The 25,488-nt window shown below is 40.9% G+C and carries 26 protein-coding genes; 12 read left to right on the forward strand and 14 right to left on the reverse strand.

Annotated elements, in window-relative coordinates; translation table 11 throughout:
* Positions 1 to 30: 30 nt before the first annotated feature.
* From ushA to AUR67_RS21530, 3 genes are all read right to left on the reverse strand, one after another.
* Positions 31 to 1,638, reverse strand: a complete 1,608-nt coding sequence (ushA, locus tag AUR67_RS04670) for a bifunctional UDP-sugar hydrolase/5'-nucleotidase UshA (protein WP_058584318.1) — start codon at positions 1,636 to 1,638, stop codon at positions 31 to 33.
* Between the two features lie 75 nt (positions 1,639 to 1,713).
* Complete coding sequence (locus AUR67_RS04675) at positions 1,714 to 1,911, reverse strand: hypothetical protein (protein ID WP_054563072.1); 198 nt, start codon at positions 1,909 to 1,911, stop codon at positions 1,714 to 1,716.
* A 231-nt stretch (positions 1,912 to 2,142) separates the two neighbouring features.
* Positions 2,143 to 2,211, reverse strand: a complete 69-nt coding sequence (locus AUR67_RS21530; RefSeq protein ID WP_350338400.1) for a hypothetical protein — start codon at positions 2,209 to 2,211, stop codon at positions 2,143 to 2,145.
* Here AUR67_RS21530 and AUR67_RS04680 point away from each other — a divergent pair.
* Positions 2,189 to 2,896: a peptidylprolyl isomerase gene (locus AUR67_RS04680; RefSeq protein ID WP_414858322.1), complete on the forward strand. Its 708-nt coding sequence runs from the start codon at positions 2,189 to 2,191 to the stop codon at positions 2,894 to 2,896. The genes AUR67_RS21530 and AUR67_RS04680 overlap by 23 nt on opposite strands.
* Positions 2,897 to 2,956: 60 nt before the next feature.
* Here AUR67_RS04680 and AUR67_RS04685 read toward each other — a convergent pair whose 3' ends face one another.
* Positions 2,957 to 3,370, reverse strand: coding sequence for an MAPEG family protein (locus AUR67_RS04685; protein ID WP_058584320.1), 414 nt, complete (start codon positions 3,368 to 3,370; stop codon positions 2,957 to 2,959).
* A gap of 166 nt (positions 3,371 to 3,536) precedes the next feature.
* On the opposite strand from AUR67_RS04685, the gene AUR67_RS04690 reads away from it, so the two are divergent.
* From AUR67_RS04690 to AUR67_RS04700, 3 genes are all read left to right on the forward strand, one after another.
* A complete protein-coding gene (locus AUR67_RS04690; protein WP_058584321.1) occupies positions 3,537 to 6,422 on the forward strand; it encodes an insulinase family protein in 2,886 nt (961 codons plus the stop codon).
* Between the two features lie 175 nt (positions 6,423 to 6,597).
* Positions 6,598 to 7,002 (forward strand): NUDIX hydrolase, encoded by a 405-nt coding sequence (locus AUR67_RS04695; RefSeq protein ID WP_054563077.1) that lies wholly within the window; start codon positions 6,598 to 6,600, stop codon positions 7,000 to 7,002.
* Positions 7,003 to 7,005: 3 nt separating this feature from the next.
* Positions 7,006 to 7,497 carry a GNAT family N-acetyltransferase gene (locus AUR67_RS04700; protein WP_058584322.1) on the forward strand — a complete coding sequence of 164 codons (492 nt, stop codon included), beginning with the start codon at positions 7,006 to 7,008 and terminating at the stop codon, positions 7,495 to 7,497.
* On the opposite strand, the gene AUR67_RS04705 is transcribed toward AUR67_RS04700, so the two are convergent.
* The 3 genes from AUR67_RS04705 to AUR67_RS04715 are packed head-to-tail and all read right to left on the reverse strand — an operon-like array spanning position 7,480 to position 10,981.
* Complete coding sequence (locus AUR67_RS04705; RefSeq protein WP_054563079.1) at positions 7,480 to 8,091, reverse strand: membrane integrity-associated transporter subunit PqiC; 612 nt, start codon at positions 8,089 to 8,091, stop codon at positions 7,480 to 7,482. The genes AUR67_RS04700 and AUR67_RS04705 overlap by 18 nt on opposite strands.
* Positions 8,091 to 9,746 carry an intermembrane transport protein PqiB gene (gene pqiB, locus AUR67_RS04710; RefSeq protein WP_055021213.1) on the reverse strand — a complete coding sequence of 552 codons (1,656 nt, stop codon included), beginning with the start codon at positions 9,744 to 9,746 and terminating at the stop codon, positions 8,091 to 8,093. Before pqiB ends, AUR67_RS04705 begins: the two co-directional genes overlap by 1 nt.
* A complete protein-coding gene (locus AUR67_RS04715) occupies positions 9,743 to 10,981 on the reverse strand; it encodes a PqiA/YebS family transporter subunit (RefSeq protein WP_058584323.1) in 1,239 nt (412 codons plus the stop codon). Before AUR67_RS04715 ends, pqiB begins: the two co-directional genes overlap by 4 nt.
* Before the next feature lie 140 nt (positions 10,982 to 11,121).
* Between AUR67_RS04715 and AUR67_RS04720 the strand changes: the two genes are divergently transcribed.
* Positions 11,122 to 11,898, forward strand: a complete 777-nt coding sequence (locus tag AUR67_RS04720) for a substrate-binding periplasmic protein (RefSeq protein ID WP_235591785.1) — start codon at positions 11,122 to 11,124, stop codon at positions 11,896 to 11,898.
* Here AUR67_RS04720 and AUR67_RS04725 read toward each other — a convergent pair.
* Complete coding sequence (locus tag AUR67_RS04725; RefSeq protein WP_058584324.1) at positions 11,887 to 12,687, reverse strand: thioesterase family protein; 801 nt, start codon at positions 12,685 to 12,687, stop codon at positions 11,887 to 11,889. The two genes, AUR67_RS04720 and AUR67_RS04725, sit on opposite strands and share 12 nt — an antisense overlap.
* A gap of 239 nt (positions 12,688 to 12,926) precedes the next feature.
* Here AUR67_RS04725 and dnaK point away from each other — a divergent pair, with 239 nt between their 5' ends.
* Together dnaK and dnaJ are read left to right on the forward strand one after the other, a co-directional pair.
* Positions 12,927 to 14,849 carry a molecular chaperone DnaK gene (gene dnaK / locus AUR67_RS04730; protein WP_058584325.1) on the forward strand — a complete coding sequence of 641 codons (1,923 nt, stop codon included), beginning with the start codon at positions 12,927 to 12,929 and terminating at the stop codon, positions 14,847 to 14,849.
* A 233-nt stretch (positions 14,850 to 15,082) separates the two neighbouring features.
* Positions 15,083 to 16,222, forward strand: a complete 1,140-nt coding sequence (gene dnaJ / locus AUR67_RS04735; protein WP_058584326.1) for a molecular chaperone DnaJ — start codon at positions 15,083 to 15,085, stop codon at positions 16,220 to 16,222.
* Positions 16,223 to 16,297: 75 nt separating this feature from the next.
* Here the strand turns inward: dnaJ and AUR67_RS04740 are convergent, their stop codons facing one another.
* From AUR67_RS04740 to AUR67_RS21000, 3 genes are all read right to left on the reverse strand, one after another.
* Entirely contained in the window at positions 16,298 to 17,428 is a 1,131-nt protein-coding gene (locus AUR67_RS04740) for an HlyD family secretion protein (protein ID WP_054563085.1), read from the reverse strand.
* A 3-nt stretch (positions 17,429 to 17,431) separates the two neighbouring features.
* Complete coding sequence (locus AUR67_RS04745) at positions 17,432 to 17,776, reverse strand: DUF3302 domain-containing protein (protein ID WP_054552213.1); 345 nt, start codon at positions 17,774 to 17,776, stop codon at positions 17,432 to 17,434.
* Positions 17,777 to 17,853: 77 nt separating this feature from the next.
* A complete protein-coding gene (locus AUR67_RS21000) occupies positions 17,854 to 18,090 on the reverse strand; it encodes a hypothetical protein (RefSeq protein ID WP_152996478.1) in 237 nt (78 codons plus the stop codon).
* Positions 18,091 to 18,240: 150 nt separating this feature from the next.
* On the opposite strand from AUR67_RS21000, the gene ybaK reads away from it, so the two are divergent.
* Positions 18,241 to 18,702 carry a Cys-tRNA(Pro) deacylase gene (gene ybaK / locus AUR67_RS04750; protein WP_058584327.1) on the forward strand — a complete coding sequence of 154 codons (462 nt, stop codon included), beginning with the start codon at positions 18,241 to 18,243 and terminating at the stop codon, positions 18,700 to 18,702.
* Here the strand turns inward: ybaK and AUR67_RS04755 are convergent.
* From AUR67_RS04755 to AUR67_RS04765, 3 genes are all read right to left on the reverse strand, one after another.
* The gene (locus AUR67_RS04755; RefSeq protein ID WP_058584328.1) at positions 18,699 to 19,955 is read right to left on the reverse strand and encodes a Y-family DNA polymerase; all 1,257 of its coding nucleotides are present in this window, start codon (positions 19,953 to 19,955) and stop codon (positions 18,699 to 18,701) included. The two genes, ybaK and AUR67_RS04755, sit on opposite strands and share 4 nt — an antisense overlap.
* Positions 19,943 to 20,356 (reverse strand): LexA family protein, encoded by a 414-nt coding sequence (locus AUR67_RS04760; RefSeq protein ID WP_054552219.1) that lies wholly within the window; start codon positions 20,354 to 20,356, stop codon positions 19,943 to 19,945. The genes AUR67_RS04755 and AUR67_RS04760 overlap by 13 nt, the downstream gene beginning before the upstream one ends.
* A 64-nt stretch (positions 20,357 to 20,420) precedes the next feature.
* Complete coding sequence (locus tag AUR67_RS04765; RefSeq protein ID WP_058584329.1) at positions 20,421 to 20,855, reverse strand: MarR family winged helix-turn-helix transcriptional regulator; 435 nt, start codon at positions 20,853 to 20,855, stop codon at positions 20,421 to 20,423.
* A gap of 112 nt (positions 20,856 to 20,967) precedes the next feature.
* Between AUR67_RS04765 and AUR67_RS04770 the strand changes: the two genes are divergently transcribed.
* The 4 genes from AUR67_RS04770 to AUR67_RS04785 all read left to right on the forward strand — a co-directional run bounded on the left by AUR67_RS04770 (position 20,968) and on the right by AUR67_RS04785 (position 25,466).
* Positions 20,968 to 21,741 (forward strand): siderophore-interacting protein, encoded by a 774-nt coding sequence (locus tag AUR67_RS04770; RefSeq protein ID WP_058584330.1) that lies wholly within the window; start codon positions 20,968 to 20,970, stop codon positions 21,739 to 21,741.
* Positions 21,742 to 21,808: 67 nt separating this feature from the next.
* Positions 21,809 to 22,804 carry an LLM class flavin-dependent oxidoreductase gene (locus tag AUR67_RS04775; RefSeq protein ID WP_058584331.1) on the forward strand — a complete coding sequence of 332 codons (996 nt, stop codon included), beginning with the start codon at positions 21,809 to 21,811 and terminating at the stop codon, positions 22,802 to 22,804.
* A gap of 175 nt (positions 22,805 to 22,979) precedes the next feature.
* Positions 22,980 to 23,936, forward strand: coding sequence for a patatin family protein (locus AUR67_RS04780; protein ID WP_058584332.1), 957 nt, complete (start codon positions 22,980 to 22,982; stop codon positions 23,934 to 23,936).
* A 120-nt stretch (positions 23,937 to 24,056) separates the two neighbouring features.
* On the forward strand, positions 24,057 to 25,466 hold the full coding sequence (locus AUR67_RS04785; RefSeq protein WP_058584333.1) for an alanine/glycine:cation symporter family protein: 1,410 nt from the start codon (positions 24,057 to 24,059) through the stop codon (positions 25,464 to 25,466).
* Positions 25,467 to 25,488 lie beyond the last annotated feature (22 nt).

Below are 25,488 nucleotides of genomic sequence, written 5' to 3' on the forward strand. Positions count from 1 at the left end.
CTGACTTCCCTTTTTCTATTTAAGTAGTCTTTATTTAGGGGCGTAATCAGCCGCTTTAACAGGACTATTTTGCTCAAAGAAACGTTTTAATGCTTGTGCATCTGTATCATCTGTACTTACAAATCCTTTTTTATTAGTAAGAGTAGGGTAACCATCACCACCGGAGGCATTATAGCTGTTAATGCTCATACGATAAGTTTTAGCCGTATCAAGTGGCTTACCGGCAATTTTAACATCAGATAAAGTTTCATTGTCGCGTTTAAAGCTTAGCTTGTAATATTGTAAGTAAGCACCTGAATCAGGTGGGAAAGAAGTAACAACTTGTAAGTAGTCAAATAGCTCTTGGCCTGTCATATCAATATAGGTGATACGGTTTTTAAAAGGGTGAACTTTTAAAATATCTTTATAACTTACATCGCCTGCTTGAATGCTATCGCGAATACCGCCACCGCTTATCAAACCAAAATCAGCACCCACTGACTGCATTTGTGCAGCAATAATAACGCGTGCTAAGTTTACTTGCTCATAGCGTACTTTATTGCGGTCACCTTCAAGTTTTGCATCCACGTTACCTATTGTACCAGCAATTTGTGCTGCGCCTTTTTGCTGATAAACCGCAAGGATGTCTTGTAAGTTTTTGTTTGGTTCAATGTACTTAGCAGCTAGCTTTTTATTACCGTTTTCATCATCGATATAAAGATTTACAGGAATAAGTGAGTAATTGAGTAAAGTTAATTCATCGTTTTCTAATTTGAATTCAGCTTTACCAACATATTTACCCCACTCATGGGCTTGCATGATCCAAGTACCATTTTGTTGGTCAGGCTTACACTCTTTACCTGGTATAAAGCTTTTGTCAGCAACATTGGCTTCTTTCATACACACAGGCTCTTGTGAATGACCGCCAACAATAATATCAAGCATCCCTTTTGGTAAGTTGCGCGCCATAGTCACATCACCGGGTGCATTAATACCAAAGTTAGCATCAACATAGTGACCCATGTGAGTAACGGCGATGGTAATATCTGGGTTGTACTGTTTATCAATTTCTGGAGCTAACTTTGCAGTCACGTCTGTAGGGTCTTTAAATTCTAGGCCACCGATATATTGCGGGTTACCGATTTTAGCGGTATCTGTGGTAGTTAAGCCGATTACAGCAATCTTTAGCCCATTCTTTTCAAAGATTTTATAGCCTTTGTAACGAGTTTCACCGGTTGTTTTATCTATGATATTGGCTGATAAAAAAGGGAAGTTTGACCATTTTTGTTGTTGATCAAGTACTGAAAGAGGATTATCAAACTCATGGTTACCAATTGCCATGGCATCATAACCAATTACCGACATACCTTTAAAATCGGGCTCCGCGTGTTGTAAGTCAGACTCTGGAATACCCGTATTGATATCGCCACCAGAAAGCAATAAAACAGCATGACCTTGTGCTTTGGCTTCGGCTTTTAGTTGATCAATTAAAGTCTTACGAGCAGCCATGCCATATTCACCTTGTTCGTTATGCCAAAAACGACCATGGTTATCATTAGTATGAAGCAGAGTTAAATATTGGGCTGAATCAGTATTATTAGAAGAGGAGCTACATGCGGTTAGGGTAACCAGTAGTGATGTTAGTAAAAAAAAGCGCATAATTGTTTGCCTGAATAGAGCAGTAGGTTAATTATGCGCTTAGTTTAAACGACTTAAGTTTAAATTAAATGTCTTTTATAAACTTTTGTCGCTATTTTCTGTATTTAGTTGTCCTGTTGCGGCAAGTTGTCTGCGTTGTAGTTCTTGTTCTGCGTAATGAGACTTTTGATGATTATTGCCGACCATCCAATTTAAAAAACTAGCGGGTAACTTACTATAAGGCTCACCTTGGTGTAGGCCAAAATCGCATATTGCGTTCTCTTCATTCGCCATGGTTCATTCCTGTGTGTTCATTGTTGTCGTGCAGATACTAACAAACTGAGCCTATTTGATAAGACGATTTTGATTTATTCTTTAAATTTTTTATAACCATAATGAATACATGGTGTAAATCAATGTAACTGAGTTGTAATTGATTTGGCGCGTTTTGTGTAACTGTTTTGTTTGCTATTTAAGCGCCTGTCTATTTTGTTTAAGCTTCTTGCAGTTTTATAATAAAAATTATCAGGAAAGATAAACAATGAAAAAACATCTACTTGCTACTGCTTTATTGGCTAGCTGTTTTACAGCCAATGCTACAATTGTTGAAATGCAGACAGATCTGGGCAGTATTACTGTTCATCTTTATGATCAACATACACCTGTTACCGTTGAAAACTTTTTAAACTATGTTGCAGATGGCAGCTACGACGGTACGGTTATCCATCGCTCAGTTGATAACTTTGTATTGCAAGGTGGTGGTTTTAAGTTTGATACTGATTTTAAGGCGATAGAAACTGCTGACGCTATTACCAATGAGCCAGAGCTGTCGAATGTTAAAGGTACCATTGCAATGGCCAAGCTTGGTGGTAATGCTAATAGTGCGACAAGTCAGTGGTTTTTCAATTTAAAAGATAACAGCGCTAACCTCGACTTACAAAATGGTGGCTTTACTGTTTTTGGTGAAGTAACTGTACAGAGTATGGATGTTTTAGAACAAATCACCTCTTTAGTTCACTGTGGAGAAATCCCAGTAGTAAATCTTAATGAAGAGCAGTGCCCAGATACAACATCAGGTTTCAGTGGTGAAAACTTATTTTACATTAACAGTGTGACTGTGATTGATGATGATCCGAATTCGTCTGCTTCTTTATCACCAAAAGAGAACACGCTAATTGATGAAGATAACTCTTCAGACAATGATGGTAGTAGCTCAGGGGGGAGTCTTGCGTGGATGCTATCTTTATTAGCTCTTGCAGGATTTAGTCGTCGTAAATAATTCCAACCAGCAAAGTTAATAAGGCGCCAAAAGCGCCTTATTTCTTTGTATTGATGATTATTAGAAGATTCTAACTAAAATCAGCACCCACATTATTAGCATTATAAAGCTACTGACAACAAAACTATAATAGCGCGCCTTCAAGGTGTTTGAAGTTAAGTGTATTACGCTATGAATAATTCTTAATGCAACATAAACCCAAGCAAGGACAACAAATACAGTACCTACAGCATTGACTTGCAGAGCTGTTAAACACGCAATAAAAAACAGCACAGGCATTTCGAATTGATTGATAAAGTTACGATCTGCTACGCGAACATTATCCCCAGCCTTTTCAAGCTCCATTGTTAAGAAGTCTTTCATCTCGATGGTTTTTTGTTTTGCCGCACGAAAACGACGCTTACCCATAATGTACATGACAGTAAAAGTCAGAAAGACTTGAGTGAACATTGCTACAATTAGCCACTTTTCCATAGCTCATCCTTTGTTATAGTTATTGCTATTAATCTTAACCGTAAGTATTGCATTTTCACAATGTGTTACAAAGTTTTGCTGTAACTTAGCTGAAAAGCATTGAATTGCGGCGCTCGAAAACACATGATAAATAAAAATTTATTCAATTTCTAATGGATACAAAATAATGAAAAAAATAATTGGACTCAGTGCAATCGCTTTTGCAGTGTTAGCAGGTTGTTCTTCTACTTCTACCACAACGCCTCCTGCAGCTAATACTAACCTTATTCCTGACTCGTTAGTTATCAGCCCAAACGACACCCGTGAGTACAAAACATTAAAACTAGATAACGAAATTGATGTAATTTTAATTTCAGATCCTAGTGCTGAAAAATCAGCTGCTGCTTTGAGTGTAGGCGTTGGTTTATTGCACGACCCTATGTCGCAACAAGGCATGGCGCACTACCTAGAGCATATGCTGTTCCTTGGTACAGACCGCTACCCAGACACTAAAGGTTACAGTGATTTCATGACCAAAAATGGTGGCGCACATAACGCTTACACCTGGTTAGATATCACAAACTACATGTTCAAAGTGAACAATGATGCCTACGACGAAGCACTTGACCGCTTTGCAGACTTTTTTAAATCGCCAAAGCTTTACCCTGAATACACAGACAAAGAAAAAAATGCGGTAAACGCAGAGTGGTCAATGCGTCGTGAAATGGACTTTTTTGGCCAATTTAAACTAGCGCGTCAAATGATGGGCTCACACCCTGCAAACCGCTTCTTAATTGGTAACCTAGAAACTTTAGGGGATAAAGAAGGCAGCAATCTGCATAAAGAAACCGTTGCTTTCTATAACAAATATTATTCATCGAACATTATGAAAGTGGCGATGATTTCAAATCGTCCACTGGCTGAAATGGAAGCAAAAGCTAAACAGTATTTTGCTGATATTGAAAATAAAAAAATCGAAAAACCAACGGTGACTGATAAGTTAGACTTTTCTGTTGCTGGCGGAAAGCGTGTTTACTACTCACCAAATGAAGATGTAAAACAACTACAGTTAGAGTTCACTATTGCTGATAACAGTTCACAATTTGCGGTAAAACCAAATCGTTTTGTTTCTTACCTTTTAAGCAACGAAATGCAAGGTAGCCCGGCACAAATTTTACGTGATAAAGGCTGGGTGTCACGTCTATCTGCTTCTGATGCACCAACACAGTATGGTAACTACGGCAGCTTAACGGTTAATATTGAATTGACTGATGCTGGCATGCAAAACCGCGAAGAAATTGTCGCTATGGTTATGCAGTACATTGCGCTTATTAAAGAGCAGGGTGTTGATAGCAAATACTTTAATGAAATTCGTACATCGTTAAACAATGAATTTCAATTCCTCGAAAAAGGTGATGAGTTTGGTTATGTAAGTAACTTAACTGATAGCATGCAAAAGTTCCCTGTGAACAACGCAATTAATGCACCTTATTATTATGCTAAGTTTGATGCAGACGCGGTGCAAAATGTGCTGTCGCAATTAAACGAAGATACTTTACGTATTTGGTATATCTCTCAACAAGAAGAAACAGATTCGCAGCTGCATTTTTACGATGGTAAATATCGTATAGAAGACATCAGCGAAGCAGAAGTTGCAAGTTGGAGCAAACCGAGCGAATACGCTTTAGCATTGCCAACAGTTAACCGCTTATTACCTGAAAGCTTTGCAATTAAAACAGCTGAGTTTCAACAACAAGCGCACCCTGAACTAGTATTTGATAAGCGGGGTGTAAAAGTTTGGCGTCAAGCAAGTCAGCAGTTTGCTGAGCAACCTAAAGGCCTTGTTGAAGTTTATATTAATACGCCAGATGCCCTTGTGAATGTTAAATCACAAGTGCTTTACTCAATTTGGGCTGATCTTTATAACTTACAACAAAGCAAACTAAGCACAGAAGCAGCTGTTGCAGGTATGAGTTTAGGGCTACAACCAAGTAACGGCCTTGTGTTATCGCTAAGTGGTTTCACTGATAAACAAGATGTACTTTTAGCTCAGGCCCTTGAAAATCTAACGTTAGATGTGTCTGAAGAAGGTTTTGCCCAAGCAATCGATCGTTTTAAGCGTGATTTACTAAATCAGCAAAAACAGTTCCCATTCTATCAAGCATTCGGTGAGTACTCTAAGCTTACTCGTAGTGGTAAATTTGACACCGAAACCTTGATTGCAGCGGCAGATACACTAACCCTTGCAGATTTTGCTGCCATTAAACAATCTACACTTGCAGCCAATGATCTACGCGTATTCACTTTTGGTAACTATAACCAAAACGATGTTGAATCTATTGCGAGTAAGTTAACTGCAATTTTACCTAAAGGTCATAAAGCGACTGAGTTTGCCAGAAGCAAAGCTTGGTTACCTCAGCCTGGTGAACGTATTGTACTGCAAAAAGATATTGATGTAGCTGATGTAGCAATTATTGATATGGTTGTTCACCCAACCCCAGGTTATAAGCAAAAAGCACAGGCACAAATTTTACAAAGTCACTTTAGAACCGTAGCGTTTGATAAGTTACGTACTGAAGAGCAGCTGGCTTATGCGGTTGGTGCACTAGCACGTCCTATCGAAGACTACTCTGCATTAGGTCTTTATATTCAAACACCGGTCAAAGGCCCTAAAGAAATGCAAGCGCGTTTTGATGAGTTCAAAAAGCAATACGCCGTTGAGCTTGATAACATGACAGAAGAAACATTTGCACAACTTAAAAATGCAACGCTTGTGTCTTTAAAAGAGCAACCTAAGAATTTAAGTGATGAAATGTCGCCGCTTATTTCTGATTGGTACCGTGAAAACTTTAACTTCGATTCTAAAGAAAAGCTTATCGCTGAAGTTGAAAAAGTAACATTGGCTGATCTGAAAGATTACTACAAGAAAACTATGCTCAATAGTGAAGCTGCGCGTTTAAATATTCAAATGCGTGGTAGTAAGTTTGCAGATAAACCATTTGCTGATCTGAAAAACCAAACAAAAGTTGAAAACTTAGAGAGTTATTACAAAGGAATTAAACTCCAAAAGTAAATTAATAGTTGATAAACAAAAGCCCAAGCAATTGCTTGGGCTTTTCTTTTTTCGAAAAGCAAACTTAGAAGAAATAACCCTGAGTATTAATTTAGCCAATAACAATTTTTATTGGGTGGATAATTACTTTACACTCATCAATAACGTCACTTTTCATTAATTGAGCAAAGGGATTATGGCATTTTCAGATACTTACAGACTCAGTAGCCATGCGGTTATCACCAATAACCAAGGTCAGGTGTTATTACTAAAAGCTGATTACGGTCAAAAAAGTTGGGGGCTACCTGGCGGAGCTTTAGATAAAGGTGAAACAATTCACCAAGCGTTGCTTCGTGAATGCCAAGAAGAGCTTAATTGTGATGTAGATATCGCTTATTTAAGTGGCGTTTATTATCACACAGCATTTAACTCTCATGCGTTTATTTTTCGTGCTTATATAGCTGATGACGCTGAGATAATGTTGAGTAATGAGCACACTGAGTATGGCTATTTCGATATTGACGAGTTATCTAAAGTACAAAAAGAGCGTGTTCTAGACTGCCTTAATTTTACCAATGATGTCGTTAGTAAGGTGTTTTAATAAATGTTAGATATATACTTACGTGCCGGGCAGCCTGATGATGCGACTTTTATCGTTGAGCTTTTGAACCAAGCAACATTTTTAGAGCACATAGGTAATAAAAATATTAATACGCCCGCACAAGCTGAACATTATATTCAACAAACGTTTATAAATAGCCACCAGCAATTGGGCTTTGGCAGTTATATTGTATGTTTAGCTGATGATACACCGGTTGGAATGGTGGGGCTCTTTCAGCGCGATGCGCTAGCTATTCCCGATTTAGGATTTGCCTTGTTAGCTAAATATGAAGGCAAGGGTATTATTACATCTGCTGCTCGGTTATTGATGGCAAAAAAACACGTATTAGAGCTTGGTGTGCTTGCTGCAATAACCTCGCAAACAAATATTGGTTCACAGAAGGTGTTACAGAAACTTGGTTTTGAGTTTATAGGCGATGTCATCATTAACGATGACAATCAGCCTCTAAAACTCTTATTAAAGAGCAAGCTTTGATACTTCGTTTGCAACCTGTTTGTTGACCTTTAGCCACGTTGACTCAAGTGTTGCGACAAGCCCTTCGTAATCACTGTCTTGTAGTGGTGTAAGCTCATTAAAGTAATTGACCGCCTTTAACTTTCGGCCAGATTCAGGGTTTGTATAGTACAAACGCCAAAGCCCTGCAATGTTGGCATTGCCTTGCTCATCGCCGTTGAAGTGATGTAGCTCATATTCTAATTCATAGAAACTTTGCTGATCTAAATCGGTGATCACCGGTAAACCTTTTATTACCATCCAATTATCAAGCTCAGTGTAAAGCTGTTGATGTGCACTGGCGGTTAACATTAAATCAGGTGATTCGCTCCATAAATGGTAGTTAGCAGCATTGACTCGGTTGTTGTCGAGAACCATAGCAATACCACGATTATTAAGCGCACCACGTAGCTGTACGGTATTAATTCTGAGCTGAGCTTGTGTATTCTCAGCTAAGCGCTGCATTGCAATAATTGGCTGCGAAAATTGATAATACTCAATAGTCGAGAATGACGTTTGACTGCAGGCCGAAAGTAATAGCGCTGATGCAACTGAAGCACAGAGTTTATAGTTCATTATTGTTTCCTCGGCGTTGGGTCTGCTGGTAGCTCTTTATCAAAGATCAACATATTAGGTTGCTGGTTTAAACCTCGTGTGAGTGGCTGCAGCTCTTCACTTAAACGTTTAAATTCAGATAAAGTTGTTTGCAACTGCTGGTGGAATGTTGAGCCTTGCTCATAACTTGCCATAGTTTTTTCAAATTGTTTCATGGTTTTATCGAACTGTTGCATGCTCTTAGTCATTTCTGCAAAGTTGCGATTAATATCACCCGGTAAGTCTTGTGTATCTTGTTTATTTAGTAGCTCTCTCATGTCATGAGCAAGCGCTTGGTACTCGGCAAAGGTGGTCTGCATTTGTGCCAAGCTATCTTCAATTTTAAGGTTATTTACTTTATTCAATACATCAGAGACTTGGTCGGCTATGACTGTAATACCGCTTGATACACTCGGGAATACGGTGTACTCGGCTATTGTCTTTAATTCGGCAGGTTCTGCGTTATCGTAAATATCTAAGTCAACATACACCGCACCAGTGAGTAAGTTACCTGGCTTTAAAGAGGCTCGAAGACCATTTTTGATCCAGCCATCTAAACTCGAATACCAAAACTCTCGTGCTGCTGCACTGTCGTGGTAGAGGCGCCCATACTCAATTTTTATCAGGGCAGGTACTGCGGTGTTATCGGTTCTAAAGTGTGCAGGCTTACCATCTATTATCACACTTGCAGGTGCTTCAACTACACTACCGATGCGCATACCTCGGTATTCTACAGGAGCGCCAGCGCGTAAGCCGCGAATTGATTGCTCAAAGTCGATTAAGTAGTAGTCAAAATCGTAAAAGCGTTCTTCTAAGGCGGCTTTGTAGCTATTACTTAAAGAAAAACTATGGCCGTTACTGGCCACTTCACCGGGCGCTTGTTGCTCAGGAATACCAACAGAAATACCGCCTTTGAGCAATTTACTTAACGAGCCTGTATTAACATTAATACCATCTGCAGATAGGTCTATTTCGATGCCTGAGTTTACCCAGAAAATAGAGTTTAAGGTGATCAAGTTTTGATATGGCTCATTGATAAAAATGCCATACTTCATAGCTTGATTCTTCCAATCAAAGGTGGCGGTTTCTATTTGGCCAATTTTGTAATCTTTAAAGTAAATACCGGTACTCACATCAAGCACTTCTGCGTTATAACTTAATAGTGTAAACCGTCCACCTTTTACATCTTTACCAATTAGAGCTGGTTCATCTTGTAGCTCAAATCTTTCGGCCAGCTTTTTACTCTCTCCCGGTGCAAATTCTAAATACACACCAGAGAGTAGGGTACTCATGCCGCTTATGCCGGTATCGTCAATCCGTGGTTTTACCACCCAAATTTTCGCATCATCTGTGAGTAAATCGTCGTAATGTTTATCGATTTGCGCCCGTGCAATGACGCTATTTTGTTTATCTGATAAACGAACATGGTCGATTTGGCCAATCTTCACGCTACGTACTTTTATTTCTGTTTTACCGGCCACAATACCTTCTGCATGAGGCATTTTGATAAAAATGGTGGTGCCTTTATTTGCTTGATACTGGTACAACATCCATGCGCCGATTAATAAGGCAATAACTGGAATGATCCAGATTGCTGATATATTTGGCGCTGTTTTTATTTTAGCGGTTTCGCTCATGCCAAGGTCTCTTGTTTCGCAGTACTTAAGTTATCTGGGTTATCCCACAATAAACGTGGATCAAACGCATGGGCTGCCAACATCTGGCAAATAACCATGGTTGTAAAAAATATTGTGCCAATGCCAGGTGTTACTGACATTAAGTTTCCGAGTTGCACTAAGGCTACTAGAATCGCCACAACAAATACATCGATCATTGACCATTTACCAATAAATTCAGTCAATTGATAGATACGCGTATAGCTTTTAGTTTGTCTGTTTGCTGGCCTCATCACCATAAAGCATAAAAAACTTAATATTAGCGCTTTGGCAAGGGGAACAACCACACTCGCTAAAAAGATGATCATTGCGATAGGGTACGAACCACTATTCCATAAAATCATTACGCCACCAATAATAGTTGATGGAGTTTCATCGCCAAGGCTTGTGGTGTACATAATAGGATAGACATTGGCTGGAATATAACAGGCCACTGAGGTTAATAACCACGCTGCGGCTTTTTGCACACTAAAAGGATTACGACTGTAAGTTTTAGAGTCGCAGCGTGAACAGATTTCGGTCGCACACAGTTGTCCACAAACATGGCACGCTCTTAACCCTTGATCAATAGCACGCGTGTTAGGCTGTGTTTGCTCTATGTATTCAGGTTCTTTTAATTGTTTCCATAAGGTGTGCTTATTTAATTTTGCTGTAGCTGCTACATAACAAATAACAAAAGCACTATAGGCCCAAAAGCTTACACCAAATTCAATGTCAGCCATCGACATGATTTTAACCATACTGACCATTACGCCAATTAAAAAAATCTCAGACATGATCCAAGGTTCTAACGCAAAGGTGGTTTTTAGCAGTCTTTTTCCCCATTGATACGGTAACGCTTTTAATAAGCCTAAATGCAAAGGGATTATGAGTACCAATAGCAATAAGGGCAGACCAATAATACTGGTGTCGATGAACAAACCTAAAAAGTCGTTGTCGTAATTAAATAGAATACGAGCGGCATCGGGTAAGGTGATTGTTTGGGTAATACCACTACTGGTAAAAGACAGGAACGGGTAAAACATACTACTTAGTAGCATAACAATAGCACTTAAGCTTAGTGCGACTACCATACTATCTTGGTTAGCTTGCGATGCTGAAAGCTTTGTATTGCAATGAGGGCATATTGCCACTTGTTTTGCACTTAAGTGTGGGATCTCAATGACAAGATCGCAGCTAGGACAGGCTGTTTGCAAACTTAGGGTCTCTTAAACAAGAACTTAGTTAAGTTTGCATCAAATAGTGTATAAATTCAAATGCACCTTTGTTTAATATAAGCTAATATTTGTACAAAGCGATTACGCTTTTTAATACATTTAATTCTTTAAGGTGAGCAGTGAAGCAATTATTTATCCTTTTAATGTTGTTTGTTAGTGTTAAAGGCGAGTGTTTATCTGAGCCAAATACGCAAAAACCCATTATTGTTGCTGCGAGCGCCTCCTTACCTCCTTATGTTTTTCAAGACACTAACAGCGGCATTCAACTTGAAATATTGAAAGCTGCTTTTAAATCGCAAGGCATCTCTAATATCGATATTCATTACATGTCGAATAAGCGTGCTGAGCAGCAGCTTATGCAGGGCAAGGTTGATATTGCGCTGAACTTTCCTCCTGTACTTACTTCACATGTATACAAGAGCGATGAACTTCTTCACTATCAAAATGTGGCGGTTAGTCTTGCTGGTAAAGATCTTAAGATTAATAGTATCTACGATTTAGCAGGTAAAAGCGTGCTTGCATTTCAAAATGCGACTAATTTCATTGAAGCACCTTTTAAATCGGTTACTAATATTTTGCGCTCTTACGAAGAAGTAGTTAACCAAGAAGCGCAAGTTGATCACCTTATGAAAGGCTGGGTCGATGTAATTATCCTAGAGCGTCGAGTGTTTTTATATTATTTAGAAAAATACAAACAAAGCGCTGAGGTTAAACCTTTTATTGTGCATGCAATTTTTAAAGAAGCACCAAGACCTGCGTTTTTTTACAGTAAAACGTTAAAAAACACCTTTAATTTGGGTCTTGGTGAAATCATAGAATCAGGCGAATACCAAGCAATTATTCGCCTTGATGGTACTGAGTACGCGCAACTTTCAGAGCCTGAGTTACGCGAATAACGCGACGGTTTGGCGGCTCAGTGCAATTAGTTTACCGTCTTCACTCCAAATACAACCATCTTCTAGCCCATAGCCATCCTTACTATGATGTGTAACTGCTTCGTAGCCAATCCAAGCATCATGTGCAATTTTAGGCTCTTCTACAAATTCTATGTACCACGACATGCTACTTGCTGGTGCAGGTTGCTTATACATTTGTAATAAGGTTGGTGGCCATGCATCTGTTAGGGCGATGATATGGGCTTCAGCCATTTGCTCTGGCACGTGTTTGAATTTCATCCAACCACCTAAATGTGAGGTGTCTGCTCCAGAGAATGGCATATTGCCGTCTTGTAAACACAATGCCACATGCTGGAAAAATGCCGGCATCACGCCTTCTTTATAAGGTAGGGTGAAACGCTCATCAACCGGTTTTAGCTGCATTGCCTTAGAGACATCTACACGAACACCGGACTGGCGCTCGGCCCCAAAGCAGGCTTGTGTAATAACACAAACATCGCCATTTTGAATCACTTTTGCTAGTACCTGAGCACTGTTTTTGCCTTCGCGTAAAACGTCAACTTCGATTGAAAAGTCGCAATCAGCGATTAACGGGCCAACAAAGTTAGTACTTAAAGATAGTAAGCGGCGAGAACTATCGATATGCTGACGTATAGCTTGATATAATAAAGCTGCAGATAATCCACCAAACGCTGTTCGACCTTGGCACCAGTTTTCTGGAAACTGCATTACTTTTGTTTTGTCTTTGCCAAGTTCAGCTGCCATGGCGAGTAATTGTTCAAAATGCATAATTTTCCTTAACATTTATTGTTATGGTGTTTGTTATAGCATAGCTAAAGTCATCAGACCAGTTTGTTTATCCTGCAAGCAGGCTGAGAAAACAGCGCTTTTTGTGGAAAAAACGCCCATTTCGAAAATATTTCAAAAAAAAGTAAATTTTTTTCATTTTTACAGTTGAATTCAGTTTCCTGCACCCCTATCTACTAGTCATCGAACGTTTTAACGAATTTTGAAGTTGGAGAAGATTCATGGGTAGAATTATTGGAATCGATTTAGGTACTACTAACTCTTGTGTAGCAGTACTAGACGGTGATAAAGCACGCGTTATCGAAAACGCGGAAGGCGATCGCACAACACCATCGATCATTGCATATACGCAAGACGGTGAAACACTAGTTGGTCAACCTGCAAAACGCCAAGCAGTAACTAACCCAACTAACACATTATTTGCAATCAAGCGTCTAATTGGTCGTCGTTTTGAAGACGAAGAAGTACAACGCGATATCGGTATTATGCCTTTTAGCATTGTTAAAGCTGATAACGGTGATGCATGGGTTGAAGCACGTGGCGAGAAACGTGCTGCACCACAAATTTCAGCAGAAGTGCTGAAAAAAATGAAGAAAACAGCAGAAGACTTCCTAGGTGAAGCGGTTACTGAAGCAGTAATCACAGTTCCTGCATACTTCAATGACTCACAACGTCAAGCAACTAAAGATGCTGGTCGTATCGCTGGTCTTGAAGTTAAACGTATCATCAATGAGCCAACTGCCGCTGCACTTGCATACGGTATGGACAAAAACAAAGGTGAAAACGTTGTTGCAGTATATGACTTAGGTGGTGGTACTTTCGATATCTCTATCATCGAAATCGACGAAGTTGAAGGCGAACACACGTTTGAAGTTCTAGCAACTAACGGTGACACTCACTTAGGTGGTGAAGATTTCGATAACCGTGTTATCAACTACTTAGTTGAAGAGTTCAAGAAAGATCAAGGTATCGACCTTAAAACAGATCCTCTTGCAATGCAACGTGTTAAAGAAGCTGCTGAAAAAGCGAAGATTGAACTTTCTTCTGCACAACAAACAGAAGTTAACTTACCGTACGTGACTGCGGACGCAACTGGTCCTAAGCACATGAACGTTAAAGTTACTCGTGCAAAACTTGAGTCACTTGTTGAAGACTTAGTAACTAAGTCAATCGAGCCGCTTAAGCGTGCACTAGCTGATGCTGACTTATCAGTAAGCGACGTAAATGACATCATCCTTGTTGGTGGTCAAACACGTATGCCTTTAGTACAAAAAACAGTTGCTGAGTTCTTTGGTAAAGAGCCACGTAAAGATGTTAACCCAGATGAAGCAGTTGCAGTAGGTGCAGCGATTCAAGGTGGTGTACTAGCTGGTGACGTTAAAGACGTACTACTACTTGACGTATCTCCGTTATCACTAGGTATCGAGACTATGGGTCAAGTAATGACAGCTCTAATCGAGAAAAACACGACGATTCCTACTAAGAAATCACAAGTTTTCTCAACAGCTGAAGACAACCAATCAGCGGTAACGATTCACGTGCTACAAGGTGAGCGTAAGCGTGCAAGCGATAACAAATCACTAGGTCAATTTAACCTAGAAGGTATTCGCCCAGCACAACGTGGTACTCCACAAATCGAAGTAACATTCGACGTAGATGCGGACGGTATCTTACATGTATCTGCTAAAGATAAAGATACAGGTAAAGAGCAGAAGATCACAATCCAAGCTTCTTCAGGTCTAAGCGATGATGAAGTAGAAAAAATGGTTCGTGATGCTGAAGCGCACGCTGAAGAAGATAAGAAGTTCGAAGAGCTAGTAGCGACTCGTAACCAAGCTGATGCAATGGTTCACGGAACACGTAAGCAAATCGAAGAAGCGGGTGATGCATTACCTGCAGAAGATAAAGAAGCAATCGAAGCTGCGCTTACAGAGCTAGAAGCGGCGATTAAAGGTGATAACAAAGAAGAGATTGAAGCGAAAACGCAAGCTCTTGCTGAGAAGTCACAAAAACTAATGGAAATTGCACAAGCTAAAGCACAGCAGCAACAAGGCGGTGCGGATGCAGGTGCTGAGCAATCTTCTGCAAAACAAGACGACGATGTTGTTGATGCAGAGTTCGAAGAAGTGAAAGACGACAAGTAATTGCTTGTTTCGCTTCTGCCTAACGCAATAATGGCTGCTTTGTTTAGCCAATTAAGTTAGGATGAAATGATTGAGGCGCGCCAGCGATTTCGCTTGACGCGCCTTTTGCATGTATATAAACGGTAAATTGATAAGTTGCTAATCATCTTAAATGGTTATGACCATAATACGATTTGTATCAGTCGATTTATCTTACGCAGTGTAGCTGCAGTAAAAAGAGTAGTGTGATAGATATGTCAAAAAGCGATTATTATGAAGTTCTCGGCGTGAGCAAAGATGCTAGCGAACGAGACATAAAAAAAGCGTATAAGCGCTTAGCGATGAAATATCATCCAGACCGTACCGCAGGCGATAAAGACCTTGAGTCTAAATTCAAGGAAGTAAAAGATGCTTACGAAGTACTAACTGATCCGCAAAAGCGTCAAATGTATGATCAGTACGGTCACGCGGCCTTTGAACAAGGCGGTGGTGGTCATGGCGGTGGCTTCGGCGGCGGTCATGGTGATTTTGGTGATATTTTCGGTGATGTGTTTGGAGATATCTTTGGTGGTGGCGGTGGTCGTCGTCAATCACGTCAACAACGTGGTTCTGACTTACGTTACAACATGGACTTAAGCCTTGAAGAGGCTGTTCGTGGTAAAGATGTCGAAATAAAAGTTCCAACCTGGGTTAGCTGTAAGCCATGTGATGGTAGTGGTGCCAAAGCTGGTTCGAAGCCTAAAACCTGTACTACCTGTCATGGTGCTGGCCAAGTTCAAATGCGCCAAGGTTTCTTTGCGGTTCAGCAAACGTGTCCGACGTGTCAGGGCACAGGTCAAATTATTTCTGATCCATGTGACAGCTGTCATGGTCAAGGTCGTGTAGAAAAAACTAAGACCTTATCTGTTAAGATCCCTGCAGGTGTTGATACAGGTGATCGTATTCGTCTATCGGGCGAAGGTGAAGCGGGCATGCATGGTGCACCAGCAGGTGATTTATACGTTCAGGTTTCTGTACGTGAACATCCGATTTTCCAACGTGATGGTAATAACCTGTATTGTGAAGTGCCTATTGGCTTTACAACAGCAGCACTGGGCGGTGAAATTGAAGTTCCGACACTGGATGGCCGTGCAAAACTGAAGATCCCATCAGAAAGCCAAACGGGCAAGATGTTCCGTATGCGTGGTAAAGGCGTTAAGTCTGTACGTAGTGGCGCTCAAGGTGACTTGATCTGTAAAGTGGTTATTGAAACGCCGGTTAATCTTAATGATCGTCAACGTGAATTGCTTGAAGAGCTTGAGCAAAGCATGGGTAAAGATGGCTCTAAAAACCGTCCAAAAGAAAAAGGTTTCTTTGACGGTGTTAAGAAGTTTTTCGATGACCTAACTAAGTAACTCTAGTTAAGTAACTTTAGTTAGAGAGTAAAAAAGGCGCTAATAAGCGCCTTTTTTTATTGGTAATTGCCTACTTTAGTGATCTAAGAATAGGTAGTTTTGCCAACTTTTCATTCTGATCAATACTTTACGCATCACTGATACGTGCTCGAAGTGTTCTGAATAAACAGCGACTTCTGTGCTTGTTCCCTGTGGTAGGTGATATTCACTCATGTCGTCTGTGATTTTTAAGGTGACAATTGCGCGGCCTTGGCGAGCAAAAAACTCAGTGCCCATCAGTGTGCCTTGTGCTTGTACTTGCCCTTCACCAATAGCAGGTAATACATCGATTACTTCGCCCGCAAAGGTTTTGCCAGGAATAGCTTTAAAGATAAAGTCTGCTTTGTAGCCTGGTTCGAGTCTTAATAGTGAATTTTGTCTAAATGCAGCGACGTAAACGGTATCTTCTTTGTGCACAAAGGTCATCACCGGTCGTAGTGGCATAGGGACTGCAATCATCCCAGGGCGCAATGTTAGTTGTGTAACATAGCCATCGGTAGGTGCATAAACGCTTGTACTGTCTAAGTTAAACTGAGCTTGCTCTAAATTAGCGCGAGCTGCGGCAATTTTAGTTTGTTCGCCGTTTATTTCAGACTCAAATGCAAGTTTTTGACGTAACTCTTCGGCCTGTGCTGCTTCGTAACTTGCCTTTGCTGCTAAGTATACACCTAATTTATTATCAACTTGGCCTTTTGAGTAAGCACCGCTTTTTGCGCCTTTTTCATAACGTTCGTATTCTTTCTTACTGCGATCATATTCAGCTTTAGCCATTAGGGCACTGGCTTGTGCTGATTTATAGGCCGCTTCTAAACCCAGGACTGACTGTTTTGCATCTTGTAAAGCTGCAATAGCTTGATTTAGTTTGGCTCGGTATAAGGTATCGTCTAGGCGAAACAGTAAGTCTCCTTTTTTAACAGGCTGATTTGGCTTAACAGCAACTTCTTCAACGGTACCACGGACATTTGGCACAATAGGTGTTGTGACATAGGCACTGCTGGCCATATTTGAATGTGGGTGGTTATAGTTCATTAACAGGATCAAAGCGCCTATCAGTACCACACCACCAAGTACCGCGGTGGGTACTGTCCATTTATTAAGTGGGATTTTAAAAACTTTAAAGATACCAATGCACAATGCGGTATAAGTGAGTATTAATAACAAATCCATATTCTATTTCTCTTTATTATTCGATTGGGCATTTATTTGTGCTTGTAGTGCTGCCACTGTGGCTGTTAGGCTAGCTACTTTCTCTGCTAAGTCTTCCTGTTCCTTTTGGATCTGGTTAAAACCCCAACCGCGGTCATCACGCCATAATGTCGCCCAAACCCATAAAAATGGCCACAGCACGTGTAGGGTAAATAGGCTAACCCAGCCTGCATAATGGATGGCATCTTGATGAGGGTGATTACGTTTTTTGGCAATTTCGTAGGGAATATCGTGAATGGCAATAACACCATAAAATATTACTACCGTTACAAACACTAGCATGACCAGTGCAAAGTAGTCTAAAAACATGTACTTTCCTTTGTTTAACTTATAATCAATTTAATAATACGTGAAATTTACCTAATTCCTAGGCGGTATTTTCAGATTTAGTTCAGCACAACGTAGTAGTCGGTATCAGCAAGACAACGACATAAAGTCACATCCTCTGAAAATGTAGTGTTTTGTATTCGGCCTTTTTCTAAGCCAAGCGTATGGCATTTGCTTTGACAATCCATGTAGGCACTCCACGCGAGGTATTCGTTACACACAAAATTCACTGCATACAATAGGGTGAGTATGATAAATAACTGTTTGGCTAGATAGAGCCCTGTGTGTCTAGACATGCTTGTTACCCTGCCCAAGATTCATCACTTTAGTGTAGTCGAATTAGGTCTATTTCGTGTGTTTTGTAGTGGTTTTTCTATTGCCTTATATTCCATGTTCACGGTATGTTTCATAAAGTGACTACTAATTAATTAGTTATAGGAAAATCAATGACGCCGGCTATAAACTTACTGAAGAAGAAAGGTATTAGCTTTGATGTGCTCAGCTATCAGCATGAGCCTTCGCAACAACAGTTTGGCCTTGAAGCGGTTGAAAAGCTTAAGCTACCAGCTGAGCAAGTATTTAAAACCTTAGTACTTGAAGATGCTGACCACCAGCTTTTGGTTGCTATTGTGCCAGTTAGCCAACAAGTTAACCTGAAAATGCTGGCAAAGGCGGCAAAGGTTAAAAAAGTACAGATGGCTCCACAACAAAAAGTCGAAAATACTACAGGTTATATTTTAGGTGGAGTAAGTCCGCTAGGTCAGAAAAAGCGCCTTAATACCTATGTGCATCAATCTGCAGATAGCTTTGACGTGATGTATGTTTCAGCTGGTAAGCGAGGCCTTGAGATTGCATTGGCCCCTAAGGATTTATGCAGTTTACTAAATGCTAAGCTGGCAGACTTTTAGCAATGTATTTTTGGTAGGTTATGCCAGCGGGTTGTGTAATGAGGCGATAAGTACGCGCGTTTCATATGCCAACGGGTCGTAGGAGTTTCGCTGGCTATGGCAAGTGTACCCACGCCATAACGGGTGTTAATGTTATCAAGACACTTCATCAGTTTAGGGTTATCGATAGGCGCTTGAAACAAATCAGGCTGCTGAAACATGTGGCTTGATAACTCAAGAGCACCTACACCACATTTATAAAATCGCACCCCAGGTTTATAGAGATGATCAAATACCTCGCTGATAGCATTGGCGAACACACAACTATCGGCGGTGGCGACACTAAACTCATAAATATAGGATTTTTTATAATAGCCATCTTGGTGAGGAGAGCTGGCCACAAACATTAATAAGCGTTGAGTGTGTGAGCCTTGCGCACGTAGTTTTCTTGCCACAATCACACAATGATTGATCAGTGCTGTTTTCAGCGCTGTGGCGTCAGTGATACGCTCCCCAAAACTACGGGTCGAAAAAATCTCTTTTTTGTCTTGGCGTACTTCATCCCACGCTAAACAGCTTTTGCCACGTAGCTCGTTCACTGTACGCTCTAATACAATACTGAATAGGCGTTTTATTTTTCGTGGTTCTTGTTCGGCTAAATCAAAGGCCGTATTGATATTCATTGCTTTGAGTTTTTTAGCTAAGCGTCGACCAACGCCCCAAACATCTTGCACGTCCATGGCTTTTAAAATGGCTACCCGTGAAGTTTCTGAGTCAATCACTGCAACGCCATCAAAGCCGGGGAGTTTTTTCGCTGCATGATTGGCGGCTTTGGCTAGGGTTGCTGTTGGGCCAAATCCAACACCGACTGGCAGCTTTGTTTCGCGCCATACGGTACGGCGAATATCATGGCCATAACTATGCCAGTCGTGAATAAGTTTTTTGAAACCAGTAAAGTTTAAAAATGATTCATCAATAGAGTATATGTGCTGATTATCGCAAAAGCGGCCAATCACGTTCATCATCCGCTCGCTTAAATCCGCATACAACTCATAGTTAGATGAGCGGATCACCACTTGGTTATCTTCGAGTATTTTCTTTACTTGAAAATAGGGCTGAAATTTTGGAATAGCCAGTTTTCGTGCAATAGGGCACACGGCACAAATACAGCCATCGTTGTTAGTGAGAACCACAACCGGTTTACTACGAATAGCCGGATCAAATACTTTTTCGGCGCTAGCATAAAAGGCCACCGCATCGACTAAGGCGTACATGCTAATAGCTCTTTACTACTGCGATGTAAGCGAATTGAGCGAGTGACCACGCCTTCTAATTGAAATTCATCAGATTGGCGTAGTTGCACTGCAGGGTATTTAGGTGAGGCTGATAATAACTGTGCATTGTGTTTATCTAATAGTTTACAAACAAATAAACCATTTAGATTCGCGACAATGACATCGCCATTTTTAACGTCTTCGGCGCGATCAACTAGTAACAAGTCACCATCAAAAATCCCCACACCTTGCATTGATTCGCCAGAGGCAATACCAATAAATGTTGCATCAGGGTGTTTAATCAATAGCTGATCTAATGATAAGCCTAGCTCTTTGTATTGTGCTGCCGGTGATTCAAAACCACATACGCCAGCTTCGATATAAATAGGAATAACACGCATAACAAAACCACTGCACTGTACATTTGTACAGTATAGTGGTTTTGTGGTTATCTTGCCAATAAGATCACGGGGTGTTGTGATTGATATTTTCGATCATGGTTGTGGCAATAGCGATAAAATCACGTACTTGCTGATCAGTTAAACCGTGGCAAAGTTTGGCATCAACCTCTTGCTCTGCAACTTCTAAACGCGAGAACAGGGCGTTACCTTGCTCAGTAAACGACAAAATTAAACAGCGTTTGTCATTTTCGTCGGCACATTTAGAAACCAGCTCAAGCTTTATAAGCTCTTTTACTAAGCGTGCTATTTGTGCTTTATCACGACCGGTTTTGGCAACAATATCATTGGCGGTACAGTGCTGTGTTTCGGCAATAATATGTAAACAGCGTACATGCATTGCGTTAAGACCAAGCTCGTTGGCGTTAATGGCTTCGCGTACAGTGACACGGTAACTTTGTGCCAGTGTAAATAAAGCAGAAGAAAGAGAGGTTTGTGGCATGGTTCACCTAAGTTAAGCAAGTTTGCATTAGTTGACAAAGTCAATTAAAAGCGTATAGTTGACTATATCAACTATTGGGGCGTTGTGCAATTTAACCAGCTAGGAGACCAAGATGGCTAGAAAAGTTCGTCGTGCAAACGTTTTAAGTACTACACGTATTTCCCCGCATCTACAAAGAATTGTCGTTGGCTCAGACGAGTTTGCCGATTTTCCGCAAGATGCAAAAGGTGCGTACGTAAAGGTACTACTCCCGCATGCCGGAGAATCAAAGGTTGAACTTGATTTACACGCTGAGCATCCTGCATTAATGCGCTCTTATACTATTCGTGATATTAACCCTGTTAACGGTGCAATTACCCTCGATTTTGTGGTTAACCAACATCAAGGCGTGGCAACCAACTGGGCACAAAATGCGTGTGTAGGCGACGAGGTAGGTATAGCAGGCCCAGGCCCTAAAAAACTCACTGATTTTACGCAAACACATTATTTAATGCTGGCAGATTTAACCTCTGTTAATGCAATCAATGGCTACTTACAAACCCTGCCACAAGATGCCACTGTCGATGTCATTATTCATGTTGCTGATAAAGCCGACATCATTGAGCTTGAACAAATTAAAGCACACACCCAACATAGTGTTGAATGGTTAGTTACAGATGAGCCAGAAACAGATTTACTCGACCAAGTAACACGCTTATGCGCAGGTTATAACACGCAACCTATGGTGTTTATGGCATTAGAAGCAAACTTGGTGAAGGCAATTCGCCGTTTAATTACAAGCAGTTTTGAAATTGACCGTGAACACATTGTTGCATCGGCCTATTGGAAGCGTGGTATTGATGCCGATGGCCTAAAGGTGGAAAAACAGCAACAAAGCCGTGCTTAATTAGCATTTGAAAAATAACCATTCGCTCTCATTAACTAATTATAAAGAGTTAAATTTTGGAGAGCGAATGTCAGATCTTAGCAACACACCTTTTTCATTGCTTGAATTGAGCCCAATGAAAGAGTACGAAACCGTTTCGCAAACACTAGCTAACAGTGTTACCTATGCACAAACAGCCGACAAACTGGGTTTTAATCGGTTTTGGATGGCAGAGCATCATAATATGCGCGGTATTGTGTGTGCCGCAACTTCAGTATTGATAGGTCACATCGCAGGTAAAACTCAGAATATCCGCGTAGGTGCAGGTGGGGTGATGTTACCTAACCATCCACCGCTGGTGGTTGCTGAGCAATTTGGCACCCTAGAGAGTTTATACCCCGGTCGCATTGATTTAGGTTTAGGCCGAGCACCAGGCAGTGATCCAATTACCAGCCGAGCTTTGCGCCGTGACGAACAACGCGCTGAGCGCTTCAATGATGAAGTAACGGAGCTGCAAGCTTTACTTGGCCCATATAAAGGTGACTCTCCAGTACGCGCAATCCCAGGTGAAGACACTAATGTGCCAATCTGGTTACTGGGCTCAAGCCTTTATAGCGCTGGACTTGCGGCAAAAAAAGGCCTGCCATATGCATTTGCTGGTCATTTTGCGCCACGCTTTGTTGAAGATGCCATTGCATTGTATCGCAGAGAATTTCAGCCATCTGAGGTATTAGATAAGCCATACGTCATGCTTGGCTTACCCGTTGTTGCAGCTGACACCGATGAGCAAGCACAGTTTTTAGCAACCACAGCGAAACAACGTATCTTAGCTCTTATGCGCGGCAAGCCACTTTGGCTTAAAGAGCCTGTAGCAACAATGGAAGGCTTGTGGACAGCGCAAGAAAAAATGCAAGTAGAAAACTTTTTAGGGCTTTCTGTTGTTGGCGGTCAAGCGAGCGTTAAGCATAAGCTGGGTATGATTAAACAAACGCTACAGGTTGATGAGTTTATTTTTACAAATGACCTGTATGAATTGAGTGACAGGCAACATGCGCTAGAAATACTAGCAAGCATCATGAACTAATAAGGTTTGGCAAATATTGAATGCGTGTAATGAGTTTTTTATGCGCATTGCTTAAGCCCTGACACTCATTTATTAAACGGTTTTATAGATTAAATCAATTTATATAATCTGTTTTAAGGATTGAATTTAACTTAATACAATACATTTATTAACCATAACCCTAGGAAGGTGCACCGTGAAATCTCAAACAATTGCCGCAATAGAACCACAAACAAAAACAGCATTAATCGCTGAGGGTGGTGGGCAACGAGGGATTTTTACCGCAGGTGTGCTCGATGCATGGTTAGAAAATAATTACGATCCATTCGATTTATTCATTGGCACATCGGCAGGCTCACAAAACTTAACAAGTTATTTAGCGCGTCAAAAAGGCTATGCAAAACGTTTGATCAGAGGCCTTTCTCGTCATAAACGTTTTTTCCAACTTGGCCGCGGGCTATTTGGTAAAAGCATTGTCGACCTTGATTGGTATTTTGATAAAACCAAAGAGGTAAACCGTGCCCTTGATTTTAAAACTGCAACACAAAGCCTAGGTAAACGCGAGCTGTTGATCACAACCACTAACGCGGCTGACCGTAAACCTTATTATTTGAGCCCAAATGGTGAAGATACGCAATGGTTGGCATTGTTAAAAGCATCAAGCGCATTACCCTTTTTATATAAAGACGGCGTTAACTTAACTCCTTGGTTAACAACCAAGGCAGCAAACGATGCCATTATTCAAAGCTCTAATACTGATTTAGTGCATGATATGTATTTAGATGGTGGCTTAGCTGCACCTTTACCTGTGAAAGAAGCTTATAACCGTGGTGCTCGTGATATTGTGGTTATTAGAACTGTTGATGAAAACTTTCAAGTACAATCTGAATGGGTAAATAAGTTAAAGTCACTGGTTTGTGTATCAGGTTATTGCCCTAAAACCATTGATTACTTGGTTCAACACGAACAAGCTTATCAAGAAGAACTGGATTTCATTGCCAACCCACTAAGTGATGCCCGTATCACACAAATTTTTGCAGGCAGTAAATTACGCAGTAAGCTACTGGGTAGCACAGATTCAGATCTGCGCTATGATCACAAATTAGGCTTAGCAGCAGGTCGTGCTTTTTTACAGCAGCAACTGCTAAATTAGTTGGGAGCAGGCTAAGTTAATTAATCCCATTGCCTACTTGAGATATTTGTAAATAGAGTTAAAGTGGTTAGCTATTCACTTTTTGTGATTTTTTATCTATAAGAACAATAAAGGCTTGCCATGTTTAACAGTGCTGTATCGACAATCAATGGTCTTCTTTGGGGAGAAGGCCAAATTCTTATCTATATTCTTCTGTTTGCTGGTATCTGGTTTTCGGTAAGGCTAAAAGTGATTCAACTGGTTAAGTTTCGCCATATGTTTAGCCTGTTAAAGTCGAGTAGCACCACCGATAAAAACTCAATCAGTTCATTTCAAGCTTTATGTACTGGACTTTCTGCTCGCGTAGGCACAGGTAACCTTGCAGGGGTTGCCGTTGCTATTTCGTTAGGGGGCAGCGGGGCCATATTTTGGATGTGGGTGATTGCCATTTTGGGCATGGCCACTGGCTTTGCCGAAAGCGTACTTGGGCAAGTCTATAAAGTTAGGGATGCCAATGGTGAGTTTAGGGGCGGGCCTGCTTACTATATTCAGCAAGGCTTGGGCAGCAGAGCGCTTGCGGTGTGTTTTGCCTTTTGCTTGTTCCTTGGTTATGGCTTTACGTTTAGTGCCATGCAAACGAATACCATTACCGATGCTCTCAATTACGCATTTGAAATTCCAACTTTGTATTCAGGTATTGTGATCACGATACTGGCAGGCTCTATTATTTTAGGTGGCTTTAAAGCTATTGCCCGCTTTGCTGAACGAATTGTGCCAGTTATGGGCATTTTATTTGTACTCGCCGCCATTATTATTACTTTATTGAATATCGGTAAAGTGCCTGCGATGATTGAGGATATTTTACTTTCTGCCTTTGGCTTACAAGAGGCCGGCGCAGGGGCAATGGGCGCCGCAATTAAAAATGGTATTCAGCGAGGGCTTTATTCGAATGAAGCCGGAGCGGGGAGTGTGCCACATGCATCTGGCTGTGCATCACCAGTACCAAATCACCCAGTCACTCAAGGCTATATTCAAATGCTAGGGGTGTTTTTCGATACCATTGTGCTGTGTAGTTGTACGGCGGTGATTATTTTATTGGCTGATATTGATATTAGCGGCGAAATGGAAGGGATCCGCTTAACTCAATCTGCGATGACAGCGCATATGGCCGCTGGTGGCATTTACTTTGTAGCGGCTGCAATTTGTTTATTCGCGTTTACTTCTGTGGTTGCAAACTATGCCTACGCAGAAAGTAACCTACATTTATTTAAGCTGGATAATAAACTCGGCCGAGGTATTTACACCTGTTTATATTTATCAATGATGATTTGGGGTGCTTCGGCCACCATTAAACAAGTGTGGGATCTTGCAGACATTGCTTTAGGTTTAATGACAGTGGTGAACGTTATCGCTATCATACGCTTAACGCCAACTATCTTATCTGTGACAAAAGACTACCATAGTCAACGTGAAGCAGGGCAAGAACCGAGTTTTGATTCTGAAAAAGTGCAGGTTCAAGGTCAAACAGAACAAGGGATTTGGCGCAAATAAGCTAAAACAATAACGAGAAAAG

Origin of the sequence: Pseudoalteromonas sp. XI10, from assembly GCF_001469895.1 — a bacterium.
Taxonomy (GTDB): domain Bacteria; phylum Pseudomonadota; class Gammaproteobacteria; order Enterobacterales; family Alteromonadaceae; genus Pseudoalteromonas.

Excerpts from the sequence above, each read along its gene's own strand:
- ushA (WP_058584318.1), bottom strand. The coding sequence starts at position 1,638 with ATGCGCTTTTTTTTACTAACATCACTACTGGTTACCCTAACCGCATGT.
- AUR67_RS04675 (WP_054563072.1), bottom strand. The coding sequence starts at position 1,911 with ATGGCGAATGAAGAGAACGCAATATGCGATTTTGGCCTACACCAAGGT.
- AUR67_RS04685 (WP_058584320.1), bottom strand. The coding sequence starts at position 3,370 with ATGGAAAAGTGGCTAATTGTAGCAATGTTCACTCAAGTCTTTCTGACT.
- AUR67_RS04690 (WP_058584321.1), top strand. The coding sequence starts at position 3,537 with ATGAAAAAAATAATTGGACTCAGTGCAATCGCTTTTGCAGTGTTAGCA.
- AUR67_RS04695 (WP_054563077.1), top strand. The coding sequence starts at position 6,598 with ATGGCATTTTCAGATACTTACAGACTCAGTAGCCATGCGGTTATCACC.
- AUR67_RS04700 (WP_058584322.1), top strand. The coding sequence starts at position 7,006 with ATGTTAGATATATACTTACGTGCCGGGCAGCCTGATGATGCGACTTTT.
- AUR67_RS04705 (WP_054563079.1), bottom strand. The coding sequence starts at position 8,091 with ATGAACTATAAACTCTGTGCTTCAGTTGCATCAGCGCTATTACTTTCG.
- pqiB (WP_055021213.1), bottom strand. The coding sequence starts at position 9,746 with ATGAGCGAAACCGCTAAAATAAAAACAGCGCCAAATATATCAGCAATC.
- AUR67_RS04725 (WP_058584324.1), bottom strand. The coding sequence starts at position 12,687 with ATGCATTTTGAACAATTACTCGCCATGGCAGCTGAACTTGGCAAAGAC.
- dnaK (WP_058584325.1), top strand. The coding sequence starts at position 12,927 with ATGGGTAGAATTATTGGAATCGATTTAGGTACTACTAACTCTTGTGTA.
- dnaJ (WP_058584326.1), top strand. The coding sequence starts at position 15,083 with ATGTCAAAAAGCGATTATTATGAAGTTCTCGGCGTGAGCAAAGATGCT.
- AUR67_RS04740 (WP_054563085.1), bottom strand. The coding sequence starts at position 17,428 with ATGGATTTGTTATTAATACTCACTTATACCGCATTGTGCATTGGTATC.
- AUR67_RS04745 (WP_054552213.1), bottom strand. The coding sequence starts at position 17,776 with ATGTTTTTAGACTACTTTGCACTGGTCATGCTAGTGTTTGTAACGGTA.
- AUR67_RS21000 (WP_152996478.1), bottom strand. The coding sequence starts at position 18,090 with ATGTCTAGACACACAGGGCTCTATCTAGCCAAACAGTTATTTATCATA.
- ybaK (WP_058584327.1), top strand. The coding sequence starts at position 18,241 with ATGACGCCGGCTATAAACTTACTGAAGAAGAAAGGTATTAGCTTTGAT.
- AUR67_RS04755 (WP_058584328.1), bottom strand. The coding sequence starts at position 19,955 with ATGTACGCCTTAGTCGATGCGGTGGCCTTTTATGCTAGCGCCGAAAAA.
- AUR67_RS04760 (WP_054552219.1), bottom strand. The coding sequence starts at position 20,356 with ATGCGTGTTATTCCTATTTATATCGAAGCTGGCGTATGTGGTTTTGAA.
- AUR67_RS04765 (WP_058584329.1), bottom strand. The coding sequence starts at position 20,855 with ATGCCACAAACCTCTCTTTCTTCTGCTTTATTTACACTGGCACAAAGT.
- AUR67_RS04770 (WP_058584330.1), top strand. The coding sequence starts at position 20,968 with ATGGCTAGAAAAGTTCGTCGTGCAAACGTTTTAAGTACTACACGTATT.
- AUR67_RS04775 (WP_058584331.1), top strand. The coding sequence starts at position 21,809 with ATGTCAGATCTTAGCAACACACCTTTTTCATTGCTTGAATTGAGCCCA.
- AUR67_RS04785 (WP_058584333.1), top strand. The coding sequence starts at position 24,057 with ATGTTTAACAGTGCTGTATCGACAATCAATGGTCTTCTTTGGGGAGAA.